Raw genomic sequence first — 18519 nt, forward strand, 5'->3', positions numbered from 1 at the left:
GATGCAACAACGCAAAGCATCCACGCTCGCGCTGTTGCTGCTGGCGTGCGCGGTGCAGGGAGGCGCAGGACAGGCATTGCCTGCCGCGCCTCCCCGGCCGGCAATCCCGGCACCGGAAGGCCCGGTCATCACCCTCAACCAGGCCATCGAACGCGCACGCGCCAACGAACCCGCCTTCGCCGCCGCGGTCGCCGCCAGCAAGGTCGCGGGCCTTGAAAAATCGATTGCGCGCGCAGCCCTGCTGCCTACCGCGACCTACCACAACGCCTATCTCTACACGCAGCCGAACGGTGCCACCAACTCCGCCGGTTCAACCGGCTCACAGGCCGCGCCCAAGTTCATCGCAAACAACGCCGTGCGCGAATACGCCAGTCAGGGCATCGTCACGGAGACGCTCGGCCTCCAGGGCTTCAACGCCGTATCGCTCGCCTCTGCGCAAGCCGCCGTCGCGCAGGCCGAGATGGAAGTAGCCCGACGTGGCCTCGTCGCCACCGTGGTGGCCCTCTATTACGGCGTCTCGTCGTCCTATGCAAAGTGGACCGTGGCCCAACGCGCAGCGCGTGAGGCCACCGATTTCACCAAGCAGACCACCCAGCGCGAAGCCGTCCGCGAGGTCGCCCACGCCGATGTCGTGAAGGCAAAGCTGCAACAGCAGCAGCGCGATCGCGACCTGGCCGACGCCACGCTCTCCTACAACAGGGCCAAACTTGAACTCGGCGTCCTGCTCAACCCCGACCCGCGCTCGCCCTACCAGGTGGCGATCTCCGCCGACGCCCCACCGCTCGCTCCCCGCCCGGAGATCGAAGCCGCAGCAGGCAAACTGAACCCCGAGCTACAGAGCGCGCTCGCCCAGTTGAAGGCCAGCAACCTCAGCGTCACCGCCGCCCGCGCAGCGTACTTGCCCGACCTCGCCCTCAGCTACACCTACGGTATCGACGCCGAGCAGTTCGCCGCCAACGGCCCGCAGGGTGTGCGCAACCTCGGCTACTCCGCCAGCGCCACGCTCGACATCCCCGTCTGGAACTGGCTCTCCACCGCGCACAAGGTCAAGCAGAGCGAGATCCAGCGCGACGCCGCCAAGGTAGCTCTGACGGCCACACAGCGCCGCCTCATCGCGCAGCTTGAAGAGTTCTACGCCGAGGCCGCCGCCGCCCAGGCGCAACTCGCGTCCTTCGAAGACAGCGTGCAGACCGCCGCTGAATCCCTGCGCCTCACCCGCATGCGTTACACCGCCGGCGAGTCCACCGTCCTCGAGGTCGTCGACGCCCAGAACTCATTGACCGCAGCCGAGGTAGCCCGCGCCGACGGCGCCGTCCGCTACCAGACCGCGCTCGCCCAACTCCAGCTTCTGACAGGAACGATATGACGAAGAGACTCGGCACACTACTGACGCTGATCGGCGCATGTACGATCACAGGCTGCAAGGCCAGGGAAGAGGCCGCTCCCAGGCCCGAGGTCTACGTGCAGGTCGCGCACCCCGAGCAGGGAACCATCGCCGAGCAGATCCAGGCCGACGCCACCCTCGCCCCGCTCGCCCAGGCCGCCATCTCTCCCAAGGTCTCGGCCCCCGTCAAGCGCTTCTACGTGCAGCGCGGCGTACGCGTCAAGGAGGGCCAGCTCCTCGCCACGCTCGAGAACGGCGACCTCAGCGCTGCCGTCCTCGACAACAAGGGCACCTACACCGCCGCGCAGGGCACCTACGAGAACGCCGTGCAGGCTACCGTCCCCGAAGACACCACCCGGGCCGAGAACGATCTCAAGCAGGCCGAGAGCACCCTGAAGCTCAACGAGACCATCGTGGCCGCCCGCACGCAGCTCTTTACCCAGGGTGCCATCCCCGGCCGCGATCTCGACACCGCAAAGGCCGCGCTCGTGCAGGCCCAGTCCGCCTACGACATCGCAAAGCAGCACCTCGACTCCGTCCAGAAGATCGGCCGCAAGAGCGCCCTGGAAACCGCGCAGGGCCAGCTTCAGTCCGCCAAGGGCAAATACCTCGGTGCCGCCGCGCAGCTCAGCTATACCGAGATTCACAGCCCCATCTCCGGCGTCGTCACCGACCGCTCGCTCTTTGCCGGAGAGACCGCCGCAGCCGGCACCCCGCTCCTCACCGTCATGGACACCTCCGCTCTCCTCGCCAAGCTCCACATGGCCCAGATTCAGGCGCAGCAACTCGTCCTCGGCGCGACCGCGACCGTCAGGATCCCCGGCATCGAAGAACCCGTCCACGCGAAGGTCTCCCTCATCAGCCCGGCCCTCGATCCCGGTTCCACGACGGTTGAAGTCTGGCTCCGCATCGAGAACCCCAAAGGCCTCTACAAGGTAGGTACACCCGTCCACGCCACCATCACCGGCCGCACCGCGAAGGATACGCTGCTCATTCCCGCGGAGGCCATCCAGGCCGGTCCCGACGGTGTCTCGAAGTTCGTCATGCTCATGGCATCCGATGGAACTGCCCACAAGAAGCCCGTCACGCTCGGAATCACCACCGCCGAGGACGTACAGGTGCTCGATGGCGTGTCCGCGACCGACACCGTCATCACCACCGGAGCCTACGGACTCGACGAAGGCACGAAGGTCAAGGTAGGCAAGGCCCCCGCAGCCGAGGCCGACGATGCCAAACCATCCGCTGGAAAGAAAGACGGAGACGACAAGTGAGCGCCCCCGACACCTCCGGCTTCTGGCTCTCGCGCTCCGCGAAGACCATCTTCTTCGCGATCCTGCTCATCACCGCCGCGGGCATCTACGCTGCGTTCCAGGTGCCCATCGCCGTCTTCCCCGACACCAACTTTCCCCGCGTCGTCATCGGCGTCGACAACGGCGTCATGCCTGTCGAGCAGATGCAGGTCACCATCACCAAGCCCATCGAAGACGCCATCAACTCCGTCCCCGGCTTGAAGACCGTGCGCAGTACCACCTCGCGCGGCTCCGCCGAGGTCAGCCTCTTCTTCGACTGGAACGTGGACATGTTCCGCACCCTCCAGCTCACCGACGCCGCCCTCTCCAAGGTCTCGCAAAGCCTGCCCAGCACCGCGAAGATCACCACCAACCGCCTCACCTTCGCCACCTTCCCCATCCTCGGCTATGCCCTCACCGCGGAGGATCGCGGCAAGGATACCGTCTCGCAGACCCAGCTCTGGGAACTAGCCACCTACGACCTCAAGCCGCCCCTCAATCGCGTCGATGGCGTCAGCACCGTCGTCGTGCAGGGCGGCAAGGTCCCTGAGTTCCACATCGTGCCCAACATGGCCCGCATGCAGACCGCGGGCGTCACGCTGCTCGATCTCGTCAACGGCGTCCAGGCCTCGAATATGATCGACTCCCCCGGCCTGTACGAGGCGAACCACGAGCTTATCCTCGGCCTAGTCGGTGCTCAGGCTCACAGCGCGACCGAGCTCGGCAACCTCGTCATCAAGACCACCCCGGGCGGTGTATCGGTCAAGGTAAACGACGTCGCAGTGGTCAAGCCCGGCGTCCTGCCCGTCTACACGATGGTTACCTCGAACGGAGCTCCCGCGGTGCTCCTCAACATCGCGCGTCAGCCCTCCAGCAATACGGTCGCCGTAGCGGACGCCGTCGCCGCCGAGCTCAAGACCCTGCAAGCCAAAATCCCACCTGGCGTGAAGATCGCACCCTTCTACGATCAATCCGAGCTCGTCCGCGAGAGCATCTCCAGCGTCCGCGACGCCATCCTCATCGGCCTCATCCTCGCCTGCGTCATCCTTTTTCTCTTCCTCGGCGACTGGAGCTCCTCGCTCATCGCCGGCCTCGTCATTCCTGTAACCGTCGCGGTGACAATTCTCCTCCTCTGGATCATCGGCCAGAGCTTCAACCTCATGACCCTCGGCGGCCTCGCCGCAGCCATCGGCCTCGTCATCGACGACGCCATCGTCGTCGTCGAGAACATCGTCGTGCATCGCAACGCCGGACAGAACCGCATCGACGCCGTGCGCATGGCCCTGCGTGAGATCACCATCCCACTCCTCGGCTCCACCCTTACCCCGGTCGTCGTCTTCCTCCCCCTGATCGCGGTCAGCGGCGTCACCGGCAGCTTCTTCCGTGCGCTCGCCGTCACCATGACTGCGGCTCTCCTCACCTCGCTCGTCCTCGCCGTCACCTGGACGCCCGCCCTCTCGCTCGTCCTCCTCAAGGTGAAGCCCCGCGCGGCGGACGAACCCGTCGTCGCTGAAGAACCCATCGTCGCCGACGAAGACCACGGCAAAGCCATGCAGTGGGTTCTCCACAAGCACGCATCGGCACTCGAGTGGGCGTTGAGCAAGCCTCTCGCCCTCGTCGGCCTCTGTGCGCTCCTCGTCGTCGGCTCCTACTTCGCCTATCGCAATCTCGCCACGGATCTCCTTCCGGAGATGGACGAAGGCGCCTTCATCCTCGACTACCTCACCCCCGCCGGAACCTCCCTCGCCGAAACCGACCGCATCCTCCAGGACGTGGAGCAGATCCTCCGCGACACCCCCGAAGTCCTCATCACCTCCCGCCGCACCGGCCTCCAGATGGGCCTCGCCGCCGTCACCGAGGCCAATTACGGCGACTTCACCGTGCGCCTCAAGAGCAAGCGCGACCGCCCCATCGACGAGGTCATCGCCGACGTTCGCGAGCGCGTCAAGAAGCGTGAGCCCGCCCTCGACGTCGAGTTCACGCAGGTCCTTCAGGACATGATCGGCGATCTCTCCAACTCGCCCGAGCCCATCCAGATCAAGCTCTTCTCGAACGACGTGACCGCACTCCACGATCTCGCCCCTCGCGTGCAGGCCGCCCTCCAGACCATCCCCGGCGTCGTCGATACCCAGAACGGCATCGACAACACTGTCAGCGGGCCCGCCACCAACTTCAGAATCAACCCCACTCTCGCGGCCAAACTGGGCTTCACCCCGCAGGAGGTCGCCGAGGACGCAACCTCCATCCTCGACGGCCTCCCCACCAACGACCCCCTCATCCTCAACGGCCGCCCCTACACCATCCGTGTGCGCCTCGGCGACGAGAGCCGCGCCTCCCTCGACGCTATCGAGAACACCATCTTCAACTCCGCCTCAGGCCACACCGCATCCCTCGGCGCCATGGCCGAGGTCGAGCAGCTCCCCCCGCAAAACGAGATCCGCCGCGAAAACCTCCAGCAGGTCATCCTCGTCAGCGGCCGCCTCGAAGGCTCCGACCTCGGCGGCACCATGGAGCAGGTCAAGACCAAGGTCGCCGCCCTCAACATCCCATCCTCCGTCCGCGTGGAGTACGGCGGCACCTACCAGGAGCAGCAGAAGTCCTTCGCCGATCTCGCCCGCGTCTTAGTCCTTGCCCTGGGGCTCGTCTTCGTCGTCCTGCTCGCGGAGTTCCGCAACTTCTCTGCGCCCATCGCCATCCTCACCAGCTCCATCCTCTCCATCGCCGGCGTGGTCCTCGCTCTTCTCATCACGAAGACGAACTTCAACGTGGCCAGCTTCATGGGACTCATCATGGTCATCGGCATCGTCGCCAAGAACGGCATCCTCCTCCTCGACGCCGACGAGAAGTACCGCGGACCCAGCGTCGACGCGCGCGCCGCCATGCTTCACGCCGCCCAGCGCCGCCTCCGCCCCATCGTCATGACCGCCATCGCGGCCGTAGGCGGCATGCTTCCTCTCGCGTTCGCGCTCGGCGCCGGTTCACAGATGTTGCAGCCCCTCGCCATCGCCGTCATCGGAGGCCTCACCCTCTCCATCGCCCTCAGCCTCATCGTCACACCCGTCCTCTACTACTCCCTCACCCGCAACCGTCACGCAGAGCCCTGAGCAAGCAGACCCACGCCGCCATCCTCGCAGGGCGCGATGCTGCTACACTGCGCCCATGCGACAGCTTCCATGTAGGGGTGCATTTCTCACCGCGGTCTTCAGCCTCGGTTGCGGTCTCGCGATGGCGCAGACAACCGATCTGGCCCGCCACGATCTTGCCCACCAGGTGCAAACCATCGTCTCCGAACCCGGCGTCTCCCGCGCCCACTGGGGCGTGGCCGTCACCCGGCTCGATGGCACCCCGCTCTACGGCATGAACGAGGCCCAGCTCTTCCAGCCCGCCTCGAACGCCAAGCTCTTCACCACCACGACCGCCATCGCCCTCCTCGGCCCCGACAAGACCTTCACCACCCGCATAGTAGGCCGCGGCACCTTCACCGGCACCTCATCGCTCAAGGGCGACGTCACGATCGTCGGAGCCGGCGATGCCAACCTCTCCGGCCGCACCATCCCCTACCTCTCGCCCAAAGACCGCCCCAAAAAAGTAGCGGGAGACATGCCCGTTGACCCCTTGCGCCACCTCGCCGCCATGGCCGATCAGATCGCTGCCTCCGGCCTCAAGCTCATCGACGGCGACATCGTCGGCGACGACACCCTCTTCCCCTGGGAGCCTTACCCAGCCGACTGGTCTATCGACGATGCCCTCTGGTACTACGGCGCGCCCGTCTCCGCCCTCACCATCAACGACAACGCCATCGGGCTCACCGTTGAGCCGGGCGTCAACGCCGGCGATGCCGTCTCCATCGTCGTCGACCCCACCATGCCCGCCTACTACCGCATCGACGCCTCCGGCCTCACCACGGGCCCCGCAAAGTCCGGCAATCACGTCCAGTTCGAACGCATGATCGGCTCTCGCGTCCTCCGCATCTACGGAACCATCGCCACCGATGCCCGGCCCGACAACGAAGACATCGCCATCGAAGACCCAGCCGAGTACGCCGCCCTCGCCCTCAAAAGCATGCTCGAAGCCCGCGGCATCCAGGTCACCGGCAAAGCCCGCGCGAAGCACCAGCTCCCCTCCGAGCCTCGCGGCTTCGTGGAGCAGTCCATACAGGTCGCCGAAGACTCCGCCAGGGGAACTCTCTTGTGCCGCACCGCCCAGCTTACGGAAGCCCCGCTATCGCACGGAGAAGAGCGCCGCGAACTCGCCCGGCACGTCTCCGTCCCGCTCCTCGACGATCTCACCGTCACCAACAAGATCAGCCAGAACCAGCACGCCGAGATCCTCCTCCATCAGATCGCAACGCGTCTCGCATGTGGTGGCTCCGGCGCACAAGGCGAAGGCATCCTGCGCGCCTTCATGACCTCAAAGGTAGGCCTGGACCCCGACGATTTCCTCTTCTTCGATGGCTCCGGCCTCAGCGGCCACGACCTCGTCACGCCCCGCGCCACCACGAAGCTCCTCGCCTGGGCCACCACCCAACCCTGGTTCGCTGACTGGAAGAAGACCCTGCCCATCGGCGGCGAAGACGGCACCCTCATCGCCCGGTTCCCCAAGGCCCCGCTCAAGGACAATCTCTTCGCCAAGACCGGCACCCTCGGCGAGGCGCGCGCGCTCAGCGGCTACCTCGTCGCAGCCAGTGGCAAGACCATCATCTTCTCCGTCATGGTCGGCAACCACACCCCGCGCACCACCGCCGACCGCGATGCCATGGACCGCATCGTCGCAGCCATCGCAGCCGCAAACTAGTGGCCTACTTCACCACCGGCGGCGGATAGTAAGGCAGCTTCTGCTGCTCTTCCGTCGCCCTCTTCACCCCGATGTCCCCAAACAGCAGCGATGGCGTAATCGTCGTCTGCGGCACCGCACCCAGCGTCTGCGCAACAAACGGATCGTCCCCCGCCGCAACAATATCCGACCGCAAGCTCCGATTATCCAGCTCGTCGAAGACCGCCCCACGCACCAGCTCCTTCGAGCCATCCTTGGCATGCACCAGGTACAGCAGACGCGGAGCCAGCTCTCCGGCCAGCGTCTCCACCTCGTACACATCGCGCCCCTGCTCTCGCGCCATCGCCAGCAGACGCGCATGCATCTCGGCTGCGGGCACTGCCTGGGTCGGCTTGAACGTAATCACCGCGGAACGCGCATGCGCCGCCTGTCCCGGAGCCGCGCGCCCATGCCCATTCGAGCTCGCGAAATCCCGTACCGGCGTCCGCCCAATCAGGTAGTTCGTCAGCTTCCCATGGATCACCACATCCACCGCCTCAGCCGGCACGCCCTCGTCGTCCGTCGTATACGACCCCAGCAGCGTCTGTCCGGCGAACGTCTTCTCCGTCGGATCGTCCGTCACGGAAAGAATCTCCGGCAGTACCCGCGACCTGTAGCTCGACGTATACGCCCCCTGCGTCCGAGCCGTCGTCCCCAGCTCCGGCCGGTCGGCCTCAATATTCGGCACAAACAGCCTGTTCATCACATCCGCCGAGGCATCGCCCGAGAACAGCACAGGCCCGTGATAATCCTCCGACGAAACCACCGGAGCGTTCCTCAACTCCTCCAGACTCTTCAAATCGTCCAGAACCCGCTTCTTGAAGGCCGCCGCAGACTCCAATTCGCTCGCCTTGGCCGCCGTCGATCCGTTGTCCCGTGAAAGCCGCATCCCATCCGGAGCCTGCGTCCCCACCGAGATCGCGTCCGTATACCCCGCGTACCCATGACGCAGCACCGTCCCCTCCGTATTCACCAGGAACCGGTTCACCGCAATCCCGCGCACGTTCGCGGTCGAGTAGTCGATATGCGCCGCACCCGGCTGCTCCAGAAACAGCCCGCTCGCCTCAATCAGCCGCTTCTTCCACTCCGCCCTGTCGATCTCCAGCGGTACCAGTGGCTCGATCGCCGTTACCGCCTTGGCCGGCGCAAAGTCCTGCTCGGTCCTCTGCTGCTCAAACCGCTTCAGCGTAGCCTGCTTGGTGGAGTAGGCCCGCAAGGCGTTCTTATAGGCCTCATCCGTAGCCGTCCACAGCGCATACCGCAGCGCTGCCGGATCGTTATCCTGGGGCGCAAGCTGCAGACTTCCATCGCCACGGCTCGAGCTCGAATCCGAGTCGTACGACCCAATCCGCACCGTCACCCGCACCACCCTCTGGTGCTGCTCCTCTTCCCGCGTCAGCGCGCCATAGTTGGCAATCGCCTCGTACGTCCGAATGTCGTCGAGTCGATACTCGATAAAGAAAGGCCTCTGCATCCCCGGCAGCACCAGACCGGCCTGCTCGCGTTCCAGCTCAGCCTTCATGGCCTGCAGCATCGGATCGTTCACCGCCGTTGCAGCGGCCCTCGGGGCAGGGACGTGAGCGGCAAAAGCGCCAAGGTTGAGCGCGAGGGTAAAGGCGACAGCAAGTTTGACCATGGGCATCCGGGAGTGTGTCTCGTGAACCGTTTGGATGAATCATAGTCGAATGTGTCTTCCACAGGCGCGCCCCTTCGATTCACCGCATTTTCACCCGCCCTCAACATCCCGCGCGAATCCCCTCCTCTAGTCTCGACACCAATCCCGCCAGGAATCGAGGCGCGACCCAATCCCGGGCCGCCCACTCGACCGCTCGCGCACTCCCCTTCAGGGCTCACCCCTCTGAAATGTGCGCGATTCCAGATTCCGCGAGGACCGTACCGTATTAGGAGGAACATTGAAGAAGACGCTCCTTGTCGCGGCCACTTTGGCTGCCACTCTGCTTGGCGCAACCCGCGCGAAAGCCCAGCAAGACCCTGCTCCTCAACCCCCGGCCCCCACCCCGGCCCGCGCTACCTCCACCGAGCAGGTCACCGTCACCGCGCAGGGTGAAACCCGCGACGTCCAGTCCATCGACCAGAAGATCCTCCTCGAGCAGACCCCCGGCACCTCGCCCATCGCCGTCCTCAACCGGCTCCCCTCCGTCTCCATCACCTCCGCCGACCCCTACGGCGCGTACGAGTGGGCCGTCCGCATCTCCATCCGCGGCTTCAACCAGAACCAGCTTGGCTTCACCCTCGACGACGTACCGCTCGGCGACATGTCCTACGGCAACCTCAACGGCCTGCACATCAGCCGCGCCCTCATCGACGAGAACCTCGGCCACGCCGCCCTCTCGCAGGGCACCGGCTCCCTCGACACCGCCTCCACCTCCAACCTCGGCGGCGCCGTCCAGTTCTACTCCACCGACCCCTCCGACAAGCGCGGCTTCCAGGCCACCCAGTCCTTCGGCAGCTTCAACGGCTCCCGCACCTTCGCCCGCTACGACACCGGCCTCCTCAAAACCCACACCCGCCTCTTTGTCGACGGCGTCTACCAGACCTCCAACAAGTGGCGCGGCGACGGACCCATCCGCCAGAGCTACTTCCAGTTCAACACCAAGCTCCAGCAGTTCGTCGGCTCCAAGGGCGTCCTCACCGTCTACGCCGACTACTCCAACCGTCAGGAAGTCGACTACCAGGACGAGAACAAGGTCTGGGTCAACACCCTCGGCTACAAGACAGACAACTTCGGCGACTGGAAGACAGCCCTCCAGGCCGCCAACGCCTATAACGCCCAGGGCGGCGGCGGTAAGGTCTTCGCCGGTATCTCCACAGCCTTCCCAGGCAGCATCCCGCTCCTTCAGCCCGGCGGCTTCGGTGACCTCTCCAACGACCCCGAAGACGTCGGCTACTACGCCGCCGGCGGCCTCCGCAAGGACTTCCTCGGCTACGTCAACTACAAGACCGCCCTCACCGACCACCTCACCTCGAAGACCACCGTCTACGGCCACCACAACAACGGCGCCGGCCTCTGGTACACCCCCTACGTCGCCACCTACGACGTAAGCGGCACCGCCGTCTCCCCCATCTCCGAACGCACCTCCGAGTACCGTATCGCGCGCGGCGGCGTCATCAGCACCCTCTCCTACGAGACCCCGCGCAACACCCTCGAAGGCGGTGTCTGGTTCGAAAAGGAAAGCTTCGACCTCGCCCGCCGTTACTACGCCACCACCCTCGACGGCCCCGGCCGCTCCATCTACGACACCCCCGTCTTCCCCTTCTGGACCCAGTGGGCCTATAACTTCCCCACCAACCTCTTCCAGATCCACCTCCAGGATCAGTTCAAGCTCACCTCCGCCATCACCCTCGCCGCCGGCTTCAAGACCAGCGAGACCTACACCACCGGAACCCTCGTCGGCTACAACGTAGGCATCAACCTCGCCCCCACCGACTCCACCGCCAACTACGCGCAGGGCAAGCTCACCTCCGGCAAGCCCTTCCTCCCGCAGGTCGGAGTCAACGTCAAGCTCAACGCTGCCAACGAGGTCTTCGCCAGCGTCGCCGAAAACGTCCGCGCCTTCCAGGCCGGCGGCAAGGGCTTCGGCACCTCGCCCTGGGGAACCACGCAGGCCGGCTTCAACGCCCTCACCAGCAACCTCAAGTCCGAATCCTCCTGGAGCGAAGAGGCCGGATACCGCCTCACCAACAACCACGTCCAGGCCCAGGCCAGCTTCTTCCACGTCAACTTCTCCAACCGCCTCCTCGCCATCCAGCAGGGCCCCGGCATCGCCGGCAACGCGTCCATCCTCTCCAACGTAGGCGGCGTCACCACCAACGGCGTCGACGGAGCCATCACCACCCGCCTCACCTCCGACTGGAGCTTCTACAACGCCCTCACCTTCTCCAAGTCGACCTACGACTCCAACTACAACGCCAGCCCCACCTCGGTCATCCAGACCGGCGGCAAGATCGCCGTCGACTCCCCGCAGGTCCTCTACAAAACCGCCCTCACCTACTCCCACCGGGGCTTCGACGCCCACATGGGAGCCGACTACATGGGCAAGCGCTACTTCACCTACACCAACGACAACTCGGTCGGCGGCCGCATGCTCGGCGAGTTCGGCACCAGCTACCACGTCGACGAGGTCGGCCCCTTCGACCAGCTCAAGCTCCAGCTCAACGTCTACAACATCGCCAGCACCAAGTACTGGGGCACCATCGGCACAAACGGCTTCGTCGCCAGCGATCCCACCTCGGTCAACAACAACACCCTCCAGCCCGGCGCCCCCCGCGCCATCACCGGCACCTTCAGCGTCAAGTTCTAACCTTTACGCAGCAACAGCGAAGGGGGCGCGGATCACACCGCGCCCCCTTCGCTGTTGTACCCTCTCACCATGGCCCGCGCACGGAGTCCCGAAAAACGAACGGCCATCCTCGAAGCGGCCATCGCGGAGATCGCCGACGTAGGCCTGTCCGCGACCACCGCCCGCATCGCCGAACGCGCCGGCATCGCCACCGGAACCCTCTTCACCTACTTCCCCAACAAGGAAGATCTCCTCAACGTGCTCTACCTGGAGCTCAAGGAAGAAGCCCTCACCCGTATCAACCAGGCCTACCCGCAAACCGCCAGCCTCGAAGCGCGCGCTCGCCACGTCTGGAGAGCCTATCTCTCCTGGTGGATCGAATCCCCCAGCCGCCGCATGGTTTCGGTGTACCTGAACCTCTCGAACCTCATCACGCCAAAGACCAGGAAACGCACCATCCAGTCCCGCACCGTGATCGAGAAGATGCTCAGCGACCTCGAAGCCCGTAACGGCCTCAAGGAGATGCCCGCGGGCTACGCGGCATCTCTCATGTCCGCCATGCAGGAGGCCACGATGGACTTCATCGCCAAAGACCCCAGGCACCGCGAAGCCCTCATCGAAAACGGCTTCCAGATCTTCTGGCGCGCCGTCCGCTAAACCCCATCCTCTTTGGTTGTCATCCCCGAAAGGGATCTGCGGTTGCCTTTGCTCTTGGGAGTAGAGAGGGGCTTTAGCCCCGGCCTCGCTCTCACTTCACAATGCCTGAAATAAATGAGCAACCAGTCAGTCATTCTGCAATCCTATACACAGGAGAACCAAAATGCCCAAGATCTGGCTCATCACAGGAAGTGGAAACGGCCTAGGACGCGACATCGCCGAAGCCGCCCTCGCCGCAGGCCACAGCGTCGTCGCCGCCGCCCGTCGCCCCGAACAACTCGCCCCGCTCGTAGAACAATACGGCAACCGCATCACCCCCATAACCCTCGAGGTCCGCGAAGAGTCCGCCGCGATCGCCGCCGTCCAAACCGCCGTAGACACCTACGGACGCCTCGACGTCCTCGTCAACAACGCTGGCTACGGCCACTTCGCCCCCTTCGAGCAGACAAGCCCCGAAGACTTCAAGGCCGTCGTCGACACCTGCTTCTACGGCGTCGTCTACACCACGCGCGCCGCCATTCCCATCATGCGCGCGCAGCGCGGCGGCCACATCTTCCAGGTCTCCTCCATCGGTGGGCGCATCGCCTATCCCGCCAACTCGCCTTACCATGCCGCCAAGTGGGCCGTAGGCGGATTCAGCGACTCGGTCGGCCTCGAAGTCGCTCCCTTCGGCGTCAAGATCTGCACGCTCGAACCCGGCGGCATCCGCACCAACTGGGCCCAGCGCGCCGGTGAAAATACCCCAGACCTCCTGCCCGACTACGAGCCCACCGTAGGCCCCATGATGAAGCTCCTCAACGCCGTCCGGGGCCACTCCGAGGGCGACCCCAAACGCATCGCCCAGGTCATCCTCAAGCTCGCCCATAGCGATGACGTCCCCAAGCGCCTCATCCTCGGTGTGGACGCCGTAACCCGCGTCCGCGACGTCGAAGAAGCCCGAGCCTCCGAAGCCGCGAAGTGGAGCGAAGTCACCCACTCCACCGTCTTCCCCGACGCCATCCCCATCGCCGACCTACTCAAGAACTAGCCGCAAACAGGGTGCCCCACATCTCGCTTCTGAGATGTGGGGCATCGAGCCTCTGAATCCTCTTCTCGACGAACGGTCTTGCCGCAGGCCCCGGGAGAGCCACGCGCAGTAAAAAGGCATGGGAACGCCTACTTGCCGTCCGAAGGAGGTGGCAAGATCGGAGGCCGTGCGATCCCCTGCGACTGCCTCTGCGTCTCGATCTCCGAAACCAGCATCGCCGGAGCCACCGCGCTCACCGGAATCGATCCCGACTCCGCCCCGCAGATACCATTGAAGATATCCGGCTTGTCGTTCGTCGCCAGAATCCGGTTCAGCGCCGCCTGCGGAGTTCCCACAATCGACACGCCCCGCACCAGCTCATCCGGCCTTCCATCCACATACACCCGATACACCACCAGCGGAATCACCTGGAACGCCTGCGGCGACCGCCGCGTCGTCACCGCGAACCCCGAGCTGATGTCTTCAAAGTAAAGCCCGTAAGCCTTACCCTGCTTCTTCGCCTCTTCAATCAACTGCGCCCGCAGCGCCTTGTCACTCTCCGTCTTCGTGCTCGTGACGATCAGGTTCCCCTGCCGCCCCGTAGGCATCCTGCCCGTCTCCGCGCGTCCATGCCCGTTCGAATGCGAGAAGCTCGCAATCGGCAAACGCGACATCAGAAACGTCTTCAGAACGCCGTCCTGGATCAGGTCCACCCGTCGTGCTGGCTGCCCTTCATCGTCATACACATAGTGCCCCGAAAGCGGATGCCCCTCAAACGTAGCGAGCGTAGGATCGTCCGCGACCGACAGGAACGTAGGCAGAATCGGCTTATTCAGAAGCCGCGTAAACGTCTGCCCTTCCTCATCGCCGCGCTGCCTCTGCCCCTCCAGCCGATGTCCCAGCACCTCATGGAAGAACACCGCAGACGCCCTCCCCGAAAGAATGGCGGGCCCGTTATAGGGCTCCGTAATCGGAGCATTCCGCAGTGCAACAAGATTCTGAGCCATGGCCAACGTCTTCTCGATCAGAACCTTCTGCTCCGGCAGATGCCCGGCCTCATCGGATTCAAACGTCTCCACGCGGAACAGGTCCATCCCATCCGCCGCCCGCGTCCTGGCCACAATCACCAGCCGGGCCACATGCGATGGCGTAGAAACCTTAGCGCCTTCGGAAGAAACAAAATAATCCGTCTCCGTCGAAGCCTGCAGGTTCACATTGTTGAAGAACACATCCGGAAACTTCTTGAACAGCCCCGAAAGCTCCCGCAGCCGCCCCTCCCACACCGCCTTGTCCACCGTCAGAGCCGGCGAAGCAGGCAGCATATCCGTCTTCGGCTGCTCGGTCGAAAAGTCCGCCGAAACGTCCTCTTCCTTCGCCCGAACCTGCTGCTCCGTCTTCACCTTCAAAAAGCTGTCCAGTGCTCGCCCGTACCCCCGGTTCGTCGCATACCAGAGCGACCGCGACAGCGCCGCCGGATCGTCCGTCAGCGGCAGCGGAATCGTCGACAACGCCGAGTTCCGATGGTCACCATGCGTATTGTCGAGAGCCGGCTCCCCCAGCCTCACCTGCACGTCGGCCGTCCGCGTATGCGATTGGTTCGAGCTCGTCAAAGCCCCAAACTGCGCCGACATCGTCAGGCTGCTCGCATCCGCCACCGCATACGACAAAAAGTAAGGCTTGGGCGACTTGGCCTTCGCCGCCGGATCGTTCCCCAGCGTGTTCATGGCGCGCGTCAGCTCCGTCTCCAGCGCCGTCATCAGCTTCGAGTCTGGAGCCGTCTTCGGCACGTCGGCAGGGCCAGCCGCACGAGCGGCAGGCAGAAGGGCAAGGGCGAGGAGCAGGGAAACGGGGTGGTACTTGGGCATGAAGAATCCTGAAGGCGGCGCTGATGGGGAGTGTATCGGATTTCCGCCCCCACCGGTTAGACGGACACGCGCTGGCCTTTGGGGCTTCATCCCTGCAGGGGATCTGCGGTTGCTTTTGACATCGCCTCATCCACCTCCCGCAAAGACTCCGCGACCTCCACCCTCCCCTCGTGCCGCGCCCAATCCTCCGGAGTCCCACCCCAAAGCACATCCTTCCAATCCGTCTGCCCCCCTCGCTCCACCAGCAGTCTCACCAGCTCCAAATACCCAAACCCCGCCGTCTGGTGCAGGGGCGTGCCATGCGAGTGCCCTCCCACGGGGTTATACCGGTTCGGATACTCCCAGGCATCCAGCAACATCCGCACCATCTCTACCCCCCCATACTGCGAGGCGACCGCGAAAGCCAGGTGCCGCTCCTCACCCGTCGCTACCGGCAACAACCGCACAAACTCCGAAAACCGGTGCAAAGCCGCCGCCAATGCCAGATCCACCCGAACCCCCCGCCGGATCAAAGCCTCCAACGCCCTTCGTTCCTCGTGGACAGCCGCCGCCCGTGCCGTGGCCCCGGCATCCGCCCCCGCCTCACACAGCACGTCCATCAAATTCACCAGGACGTCAGACGCACCCGCCACACTCGCAGATCGAAGCAGCCGATGCATGCCGCGCTCTCTCTTTCCCCTTGCCGTTTGAGCGAACAAGCACTAGCGAACGCCCACAAGGAGAAACCCAAAAGCTATCGTGAGCACGGCAGTACGCCACCGGTGATGCATATCCCATGTACGCCGGTACTTCTTCCAATCGGCAGGCGGAGCGGACGTGTCCCAGGATTGAATCCGGTTGTTCACCGGCACAAGAGCGATGAGCGAATACACACTCGCCAACATCCACAGAGAAGCCGATGCAGCGAGCACGATAGACACGTGTGCCGTTTGGTGCCACCGGAGAACAAGCTCGGCGAGCGTCAGCAAAAACGTAAGGTTGTACCAAAACGGCATCACCGTCCCCAGAACGCGAGCGATCGCGCTTGCGGCTGGCTGATGAGCACCATCCGGCAGTTTATCGAGCGTGGGGTGAATGAAAACGGCGATGGCCAGTTCACATCCAACCATCAGTCCAGCGACCATCATCGCAGCAACATCCAGGATTTCCATGATGAATTCCTCCAGAAACAACACCTGCGGTTGCATGACGGCTACTCCGTCCGAAGAAGAAATGCGGCAACGATCGCCATGTAAAGCGCGGTTCCCCAGTGGATGAAGATCGGCGGCGCAAAGCCAAGATGACTCAGAATGACAAAGCCATCGCCGATCGGGATCAAGACTGCAAGCGCGAAGAGGATCGCCGTGGTGCGCCGGTCTCCCCGAAGAAGAAACGTCAGCACGACAAGACCCGAAAAGATGTCGCGAATTCCCTTGATCCACATAAAAGGAAACGCGGCCGGGTCGTGGATTGGAATGCCGAAGCCAGTGGAAGCCCCAACCGGGTTGAGAATGAAGTTGATGCCGATCCCGATAATAGCCACCGGCACGAGCAGCGTGAACCAGAAGAGCGGCGAATTCTTTTTCAAAGTCGAACGATCGAAGCCTGTTGTCGTGTTCATGGGGTGTCTGTTCTTTCTCTCCCTATCGCGAAAGCAGGGAGCGTGCTGAAGATAAGAGGATTGTCGATCGGATACGCAAAAGAATCGCCGCACCCGAAGTGTTTTCGATAGAAAATCTAGCAACGCTATAAATGATGCGGGCAATCCCGCGTCGATGCAAGAAGATTCCGAAAATTTATCAATCCGCTATTTTAAATAGCGTTGCTATAATGATGGTCGATGGAAACGAAACAGGCAGCAAACCGCATCGCGGAACGAAAACTGCGCGACAGAGCCACCCGCCGGACACAGATTCTCAGCGCCGCACGACGAATCGCGGAGCTTGAAGGGTGGCCCAGCGTGACCGTTCGGCGGCTAGCCGACGAAATTTCATACAGCCAACCCGTCTTGTACTCTCATTTCGGAAGCCGCGATGGAATCCTCGCTGCGGTTGCGATCGAGGGCTTCCAGGAGATAGGCCTCGCTTTGGAGAAGGCACGGAAGCGGGCCAGGAGTGGAAACCCCGTCGAATCGTTTGCGGTCGCATACCTGGAGTTCGCCGCGTCTTCACCGGCGCTGTATGAAGTGATGTTTTCGCTCAGCTTGAGCGTTCCATTCGGCGACGCGGCGACGCCTCCGGAACTGCGCTTCGCATTTGCCCAGCTCCTGGAGTTGTTTCAGGGCCATGGCTCGAAGTCGGAGGTTCTAGCGGAACTGTTTTGGGCAAGCCTTCACGGGATCGCCGAGCTCACAAGAACCAGGCGATTTCCGCGCAGCCGCCAGAAAGAACGAATAAGAACGCTCGTCGAGCGCTTCACCCTCCCATACTGAAATGGCCGAAGCCAAACTGAATCGATCGAGACCCCGACGCAAGAGACTATCCCGTTCTCCGCGGCCTACGTTCCAGCTCCCAATCCTGATAGCACGCGTCGATCGCGTGCATGGAGTCCAGAGACACCTTCGGCAGCTTGATCTGCCGGTAAACATCTGCGTAGCGCCTTCGGTTCCGTGGCGTAACCACCGCAATGTGATGGATCATGGAAAGCTTGATGCTGTCCTGTCCGCCCTCGAGTGCGCCGATTCTTCCCCTGCCAAAGAGTGTCCTGCGAACGTATCGAAACAAGCTTGCGGATGTCGAGATATCCAGCAGCACGATCCCTGTCGCACGCTGGAAACGCTGCGGGAAGCACTTTGAGTAATTCCCGTCGATGACCCACCGTTCTCTGGCGATCGCCTCATCATGCAGAGCGAGGAACTCGCCTGCCGGACGCATCTTCCAGTCCGTATGGGGAAGATGGTGAAGCTGGTCCAGATGAACCACGTCCAAGTCACGCTTTCGGGCAATGGCTTCGGCAAGCGTCGATTTGCCGCTGTTGGAAGGCCCTAAAATGCAGATGCGTTCTCCAAGTTCCGACAACCGCATAAAACAGCCTCTCACCTCGCTGACCATTTCGATCGGCCACGCTCGCCTGGAGAAGTCTACCGCTCACTCGTTCGCCAGTTGCGTCACGAGCACGGCCAGCGCCTTCTCCTCAGCGAGCGTTGAGGTCAAGGCATGGTCGGCCCTTGAGCCGCCTCAATATCGGTTTCAATCAGCCCGGTGACAGCGCTTGATGTGATGTCTAT

At 63.6% G+C, this 18519-nt stretch carries 14 protein-coding genes; 8 read left to right on the plus strand and 6 right to left on the minus strand.

Going from position 1 to position 18519, the window contains the following annotated elements; genetic code table 11:
* Position 1: 1 nt before the first annotated feature.
* The 4 genes from BM400_RS05405 to dacB are packed head-to-tail and all read left to right on the plus strand — an operon-like array spanning position 2 to position 7467.
* Positions 2 to 1366 carry a TolC family protein gene (locus tag BM400_RS05405; RefSeq protein ID WP_089841518.1) on the plus strand — a complete coding sequence of 455 codons (1365 nt, stop codon included), beginning with the start codon at positions 2 to 4 and terminating at the stop codon, positions 1364 to 1366.
* Entirely contained in the window at positions 1363 to 2655 is a 1293-nt protein-coding gene (locus tag BM400_RS05410; RefSeq protein ID WP_089837341.1) for an efflux RND transporter periplasmic adaptor subunit, read from the plus strand. The genes BM400_RS05405 and BM400_RS05410 overlap by 4 nt, the downstream gene beginning before the upstream one ends.
* Positions 2652 to 5777: an efflux RND transporter permease subunit gene (locus tag BM400_RS05415; protein WP_089837342.1), complete on the plus strand. Its 3126-nt coding sequence runs from the start codon at positions 2652 to 2654 to the stop codon at positions 5775 to 5777. Before BM400_RS05410 ends, BM400_RS05415 begins: the two co-directional genes overlap by 4 nt.
* A 55-nt stretch (positions 5778 to 5832) precedes the next feature.
* Positions 5833 to 7467: a D-alanyl-D-alanine carboxypeptidase/D-alanyl-D-alanine endopeptidase gene (gene dacB, locus BM400_RS05420; protein ID WP_089837344.1), complete on the plus strand. Its 1635-nt coding sequence runs from the start codon at positions 5833 to 5835 to the stop codon at positions 7465 to 7467.
* Positions 7468 to 7471: 4 nt separating this feature from the next.
* Here the strand turns inward: dacB and BM400_RS05425 are convergent, their stop codons facing one another.
* The gene (locus BM400_RS05425; RefSeq protein ID WP_089837346.1) at positions 7472 to 9127 is read right to left on the minus strand and encodes a metallopeptidase TldD-related protein; all 1656 of its coding nucleotides are present in this window, start codon (positions 9125 to 9127) and stop codon (positions 7472 to 7474) included.
* A 271-nt stretch (positions 9128 to 9398) separates the two neighbouring features.
* On the opposite strand from BM400_RS05425, the gene BM400_RS05430 reads away from it, so the two are divergent.
* From BM400_RS05430 to BM400_RS05440, 3 genes are all read left to right on the plus strand, one after another.
* Complete coding sequence (locus tag BM400_RS05430) at positions 9399 to 11807, plus strand: TonB-dependent receptor domain-containing protein (protein ID WP_089837348.1); 2409 nt, start codon at positions 9399 to 9401, stop codon at positions 11805 to 11807.
* Between the two features lie 69 nt (positions 11808 to 11876).
* Positions 11877 to 12443: a TetR/AcrR family transcriptional regulator gene (locus BM400_RS05435; RefSeq protein WP_089837350.1), complete on the plus strand. Its 567-nt coding sequence runs from the start codon at positions 11877 to 11879 to the stop codon at positions 12441 to 12443.
* A gap of 163 nt (positions 12444 to 12606) precedes the next feature.
* Positions 12607 to 13470: an SDR family NAD(P)-dependent oxidoreductase gene (locus tag BM400_RS05440; RefSeq protein WP_089837352.1), complete on the plus strand. Its 864-nt coding sequence runs from the start codon at positions 12607 to 12609 to the stop codon at positions 13468 to 13470.
* Positions 13471 to 13598: 128 nt separating this feature from the next.
* On the opposite strand, the gene BM400_RS05445 is transcribed toward BM400_RS05440, so the two are convergent.
* From BM400_RS05445 to BM400_RS05460, 4 genes are all read right to left on the minus strand, one after another.
* A complete protein-coding gene (locus BM400_RS05445) occupies positions 13599 to 15314 on the minus strand; it encodes a metallopeptidase TldD-related protein (protein ID WP_089837354.1) in 1716 nt (571 codons plus the stop codon).
* An 86-nt stretch (positions 15315 to 15400) separates the two neighbouring features.
* A complete protein-coding gene (locus BM400_RS05450) occupies positions 15401 to 15973 on the minus strand; it encodes an ankyrin repeat domain-containing protein (RefSeq protein WP_089837356.1) in 573 nt (190 codons plus the stop codon).
* A 42-nt stretch (positions 15974 to 16015) separates the two neighbouring features.
* Entirely contained in the window at positions 16016 to 16501 is a 486-nt protein-coding gene (locus tag BM400_RS05455; protein WP_089837358.1) for an anthrone oxygenase family protein, read from the minus strand.
* 5 nt (positions 16502 to 16506) lie between these two features.
* Positions 16507 to 17007, minus strand: coding sequence for a DUF4267 domain-containing protein (locus tag BM400_RS05460; RefSeq protein ID WP_175528881.1), 501 nt, complete (start codon positions 17005 to 17007; stop codon positions 16507 to 16509).
* Between the two features lie 126 nt (positions 17008 to 17133).
* Between BM400_RS05460 and BM400_RS05465 the strand changes: the two genes are divergently transcribed.
* Entirely contained in the window at positions 17134 to 17724 is a 591-nt protein-coding gene (locus tag BM400_RS05465; protein ID WP_089837362.1) for a TetR/AcrR family transcriptional regulator, read from the plus strand.
* A gap of 46 nt (positions 17725 to 17770) precedes the next feature.
* Here BM400_RS05465 and BM400_RS05470 read toward each other — a convergent pair whose 3' ends face one another.
* Positions 17771 to 18316 carry a P-loop NTPase family protein gene (locus tag BM400_RS05470; protein ID WP_089841520.1) on the minus strand — a complete coding sequence of 182 codons (546 nt, stop codon included), beginning with the start codon at positions 18314 to 18316 and terminating at the stop codon, positions 17771 to 17773.
* Positions 18317 to 18519: the final 203 nt, after the last annotated feature.

The organism is Granulicella pectinivorans, assembly GCF_900114625.1.
Classification (GTDB): Bacteria; Acidobacteriota; Terriglobia; order Terriglobales; family Acidobacteriaceae; genus Edaphobacter; species Edaphobacter pectinivorans.

Excerpts from the sequence above, each read along its gene's own strand:
- BM400_RS05405 (WP_089841518.1), top strand. The coding sequence starts at position 2 with ATGCAACAACGCAAAGCATCCACGCTCGCGCTGTTGCTGCTGGCGTGC.
- BM400_RS05410 (WP_089837341.1), top strand. The coding sequence starts at position 1,363 with ATGACGAAGAGACTCGGCACACTACTGACGCTGATCGGCGCATGTACG.
- dacB (WP_089837344.1), top strand. The coding sequence starts at position 5,833 with ATGCGACAGCTTCCATGTAGGGGTGCATTTCTCACCGCGGTCTTCAGC.
- BM400_RS05425 (WP_089837346.1), bottom strand. The coding sequence starts at position 9,127 with ATGCCCATGGTCAAACTTGCTGTCGCCTTTACCCTCGCGCTCAACCTT.
- BM400_RS05435 (WP_089837350.1), top strand. The coding sequence starts at position 11,877 with ATGGCCCGCGCACGGAGTCCCGAAAAACGAACGGCCATCCTCGAAGCG.
- BM400_RS05440 (WP_089837352.1), top strand. The coding sequence starts at position 12,607 with ATGCCCAAGATCTGGCTCATCACAGGAAGTGGAAACGGCCTAGGACGC.
- BM400_RS05445 (WP_089837354.1), bottom strand. The coding sequence starts at position 15,314 with ATGCCCAAGTACCACCCCGTTTCCCTGCTCCTCGCCCTTGCCCTTCTG.
- BM400_RS05450 (WP_089837356.1), bottom strand. The coding sequence starts at position 15,973 with ATGCATCGGCTGCTTCGATCTGCGAGTGTGGCGGGTGCGTCTGACGTC.
- BM400_RS05455 (WP_089837358.1), bottom strand. The coding sequence starts at position 16,501 with ATGCAACCGCAGGTGTTGTTTCTGGAGGAATTCATCATGGAAATCCTG.
- BM400_RS05465 (WP_089837362.1), top strand. The coding sequence starts at position 17,134 with ATGGAAACGAAACAGGCAGCAAACCGCATCGCGGAACGAAAACTGCGC.
- BM400_RS05470 (WP_089841520.1), bottom strand. The coding sequence starts at position 18,316 with ATGCGGTTGTCGGAACTTGGAGAACGCATCTGCATTTTAGGGCCTTCC.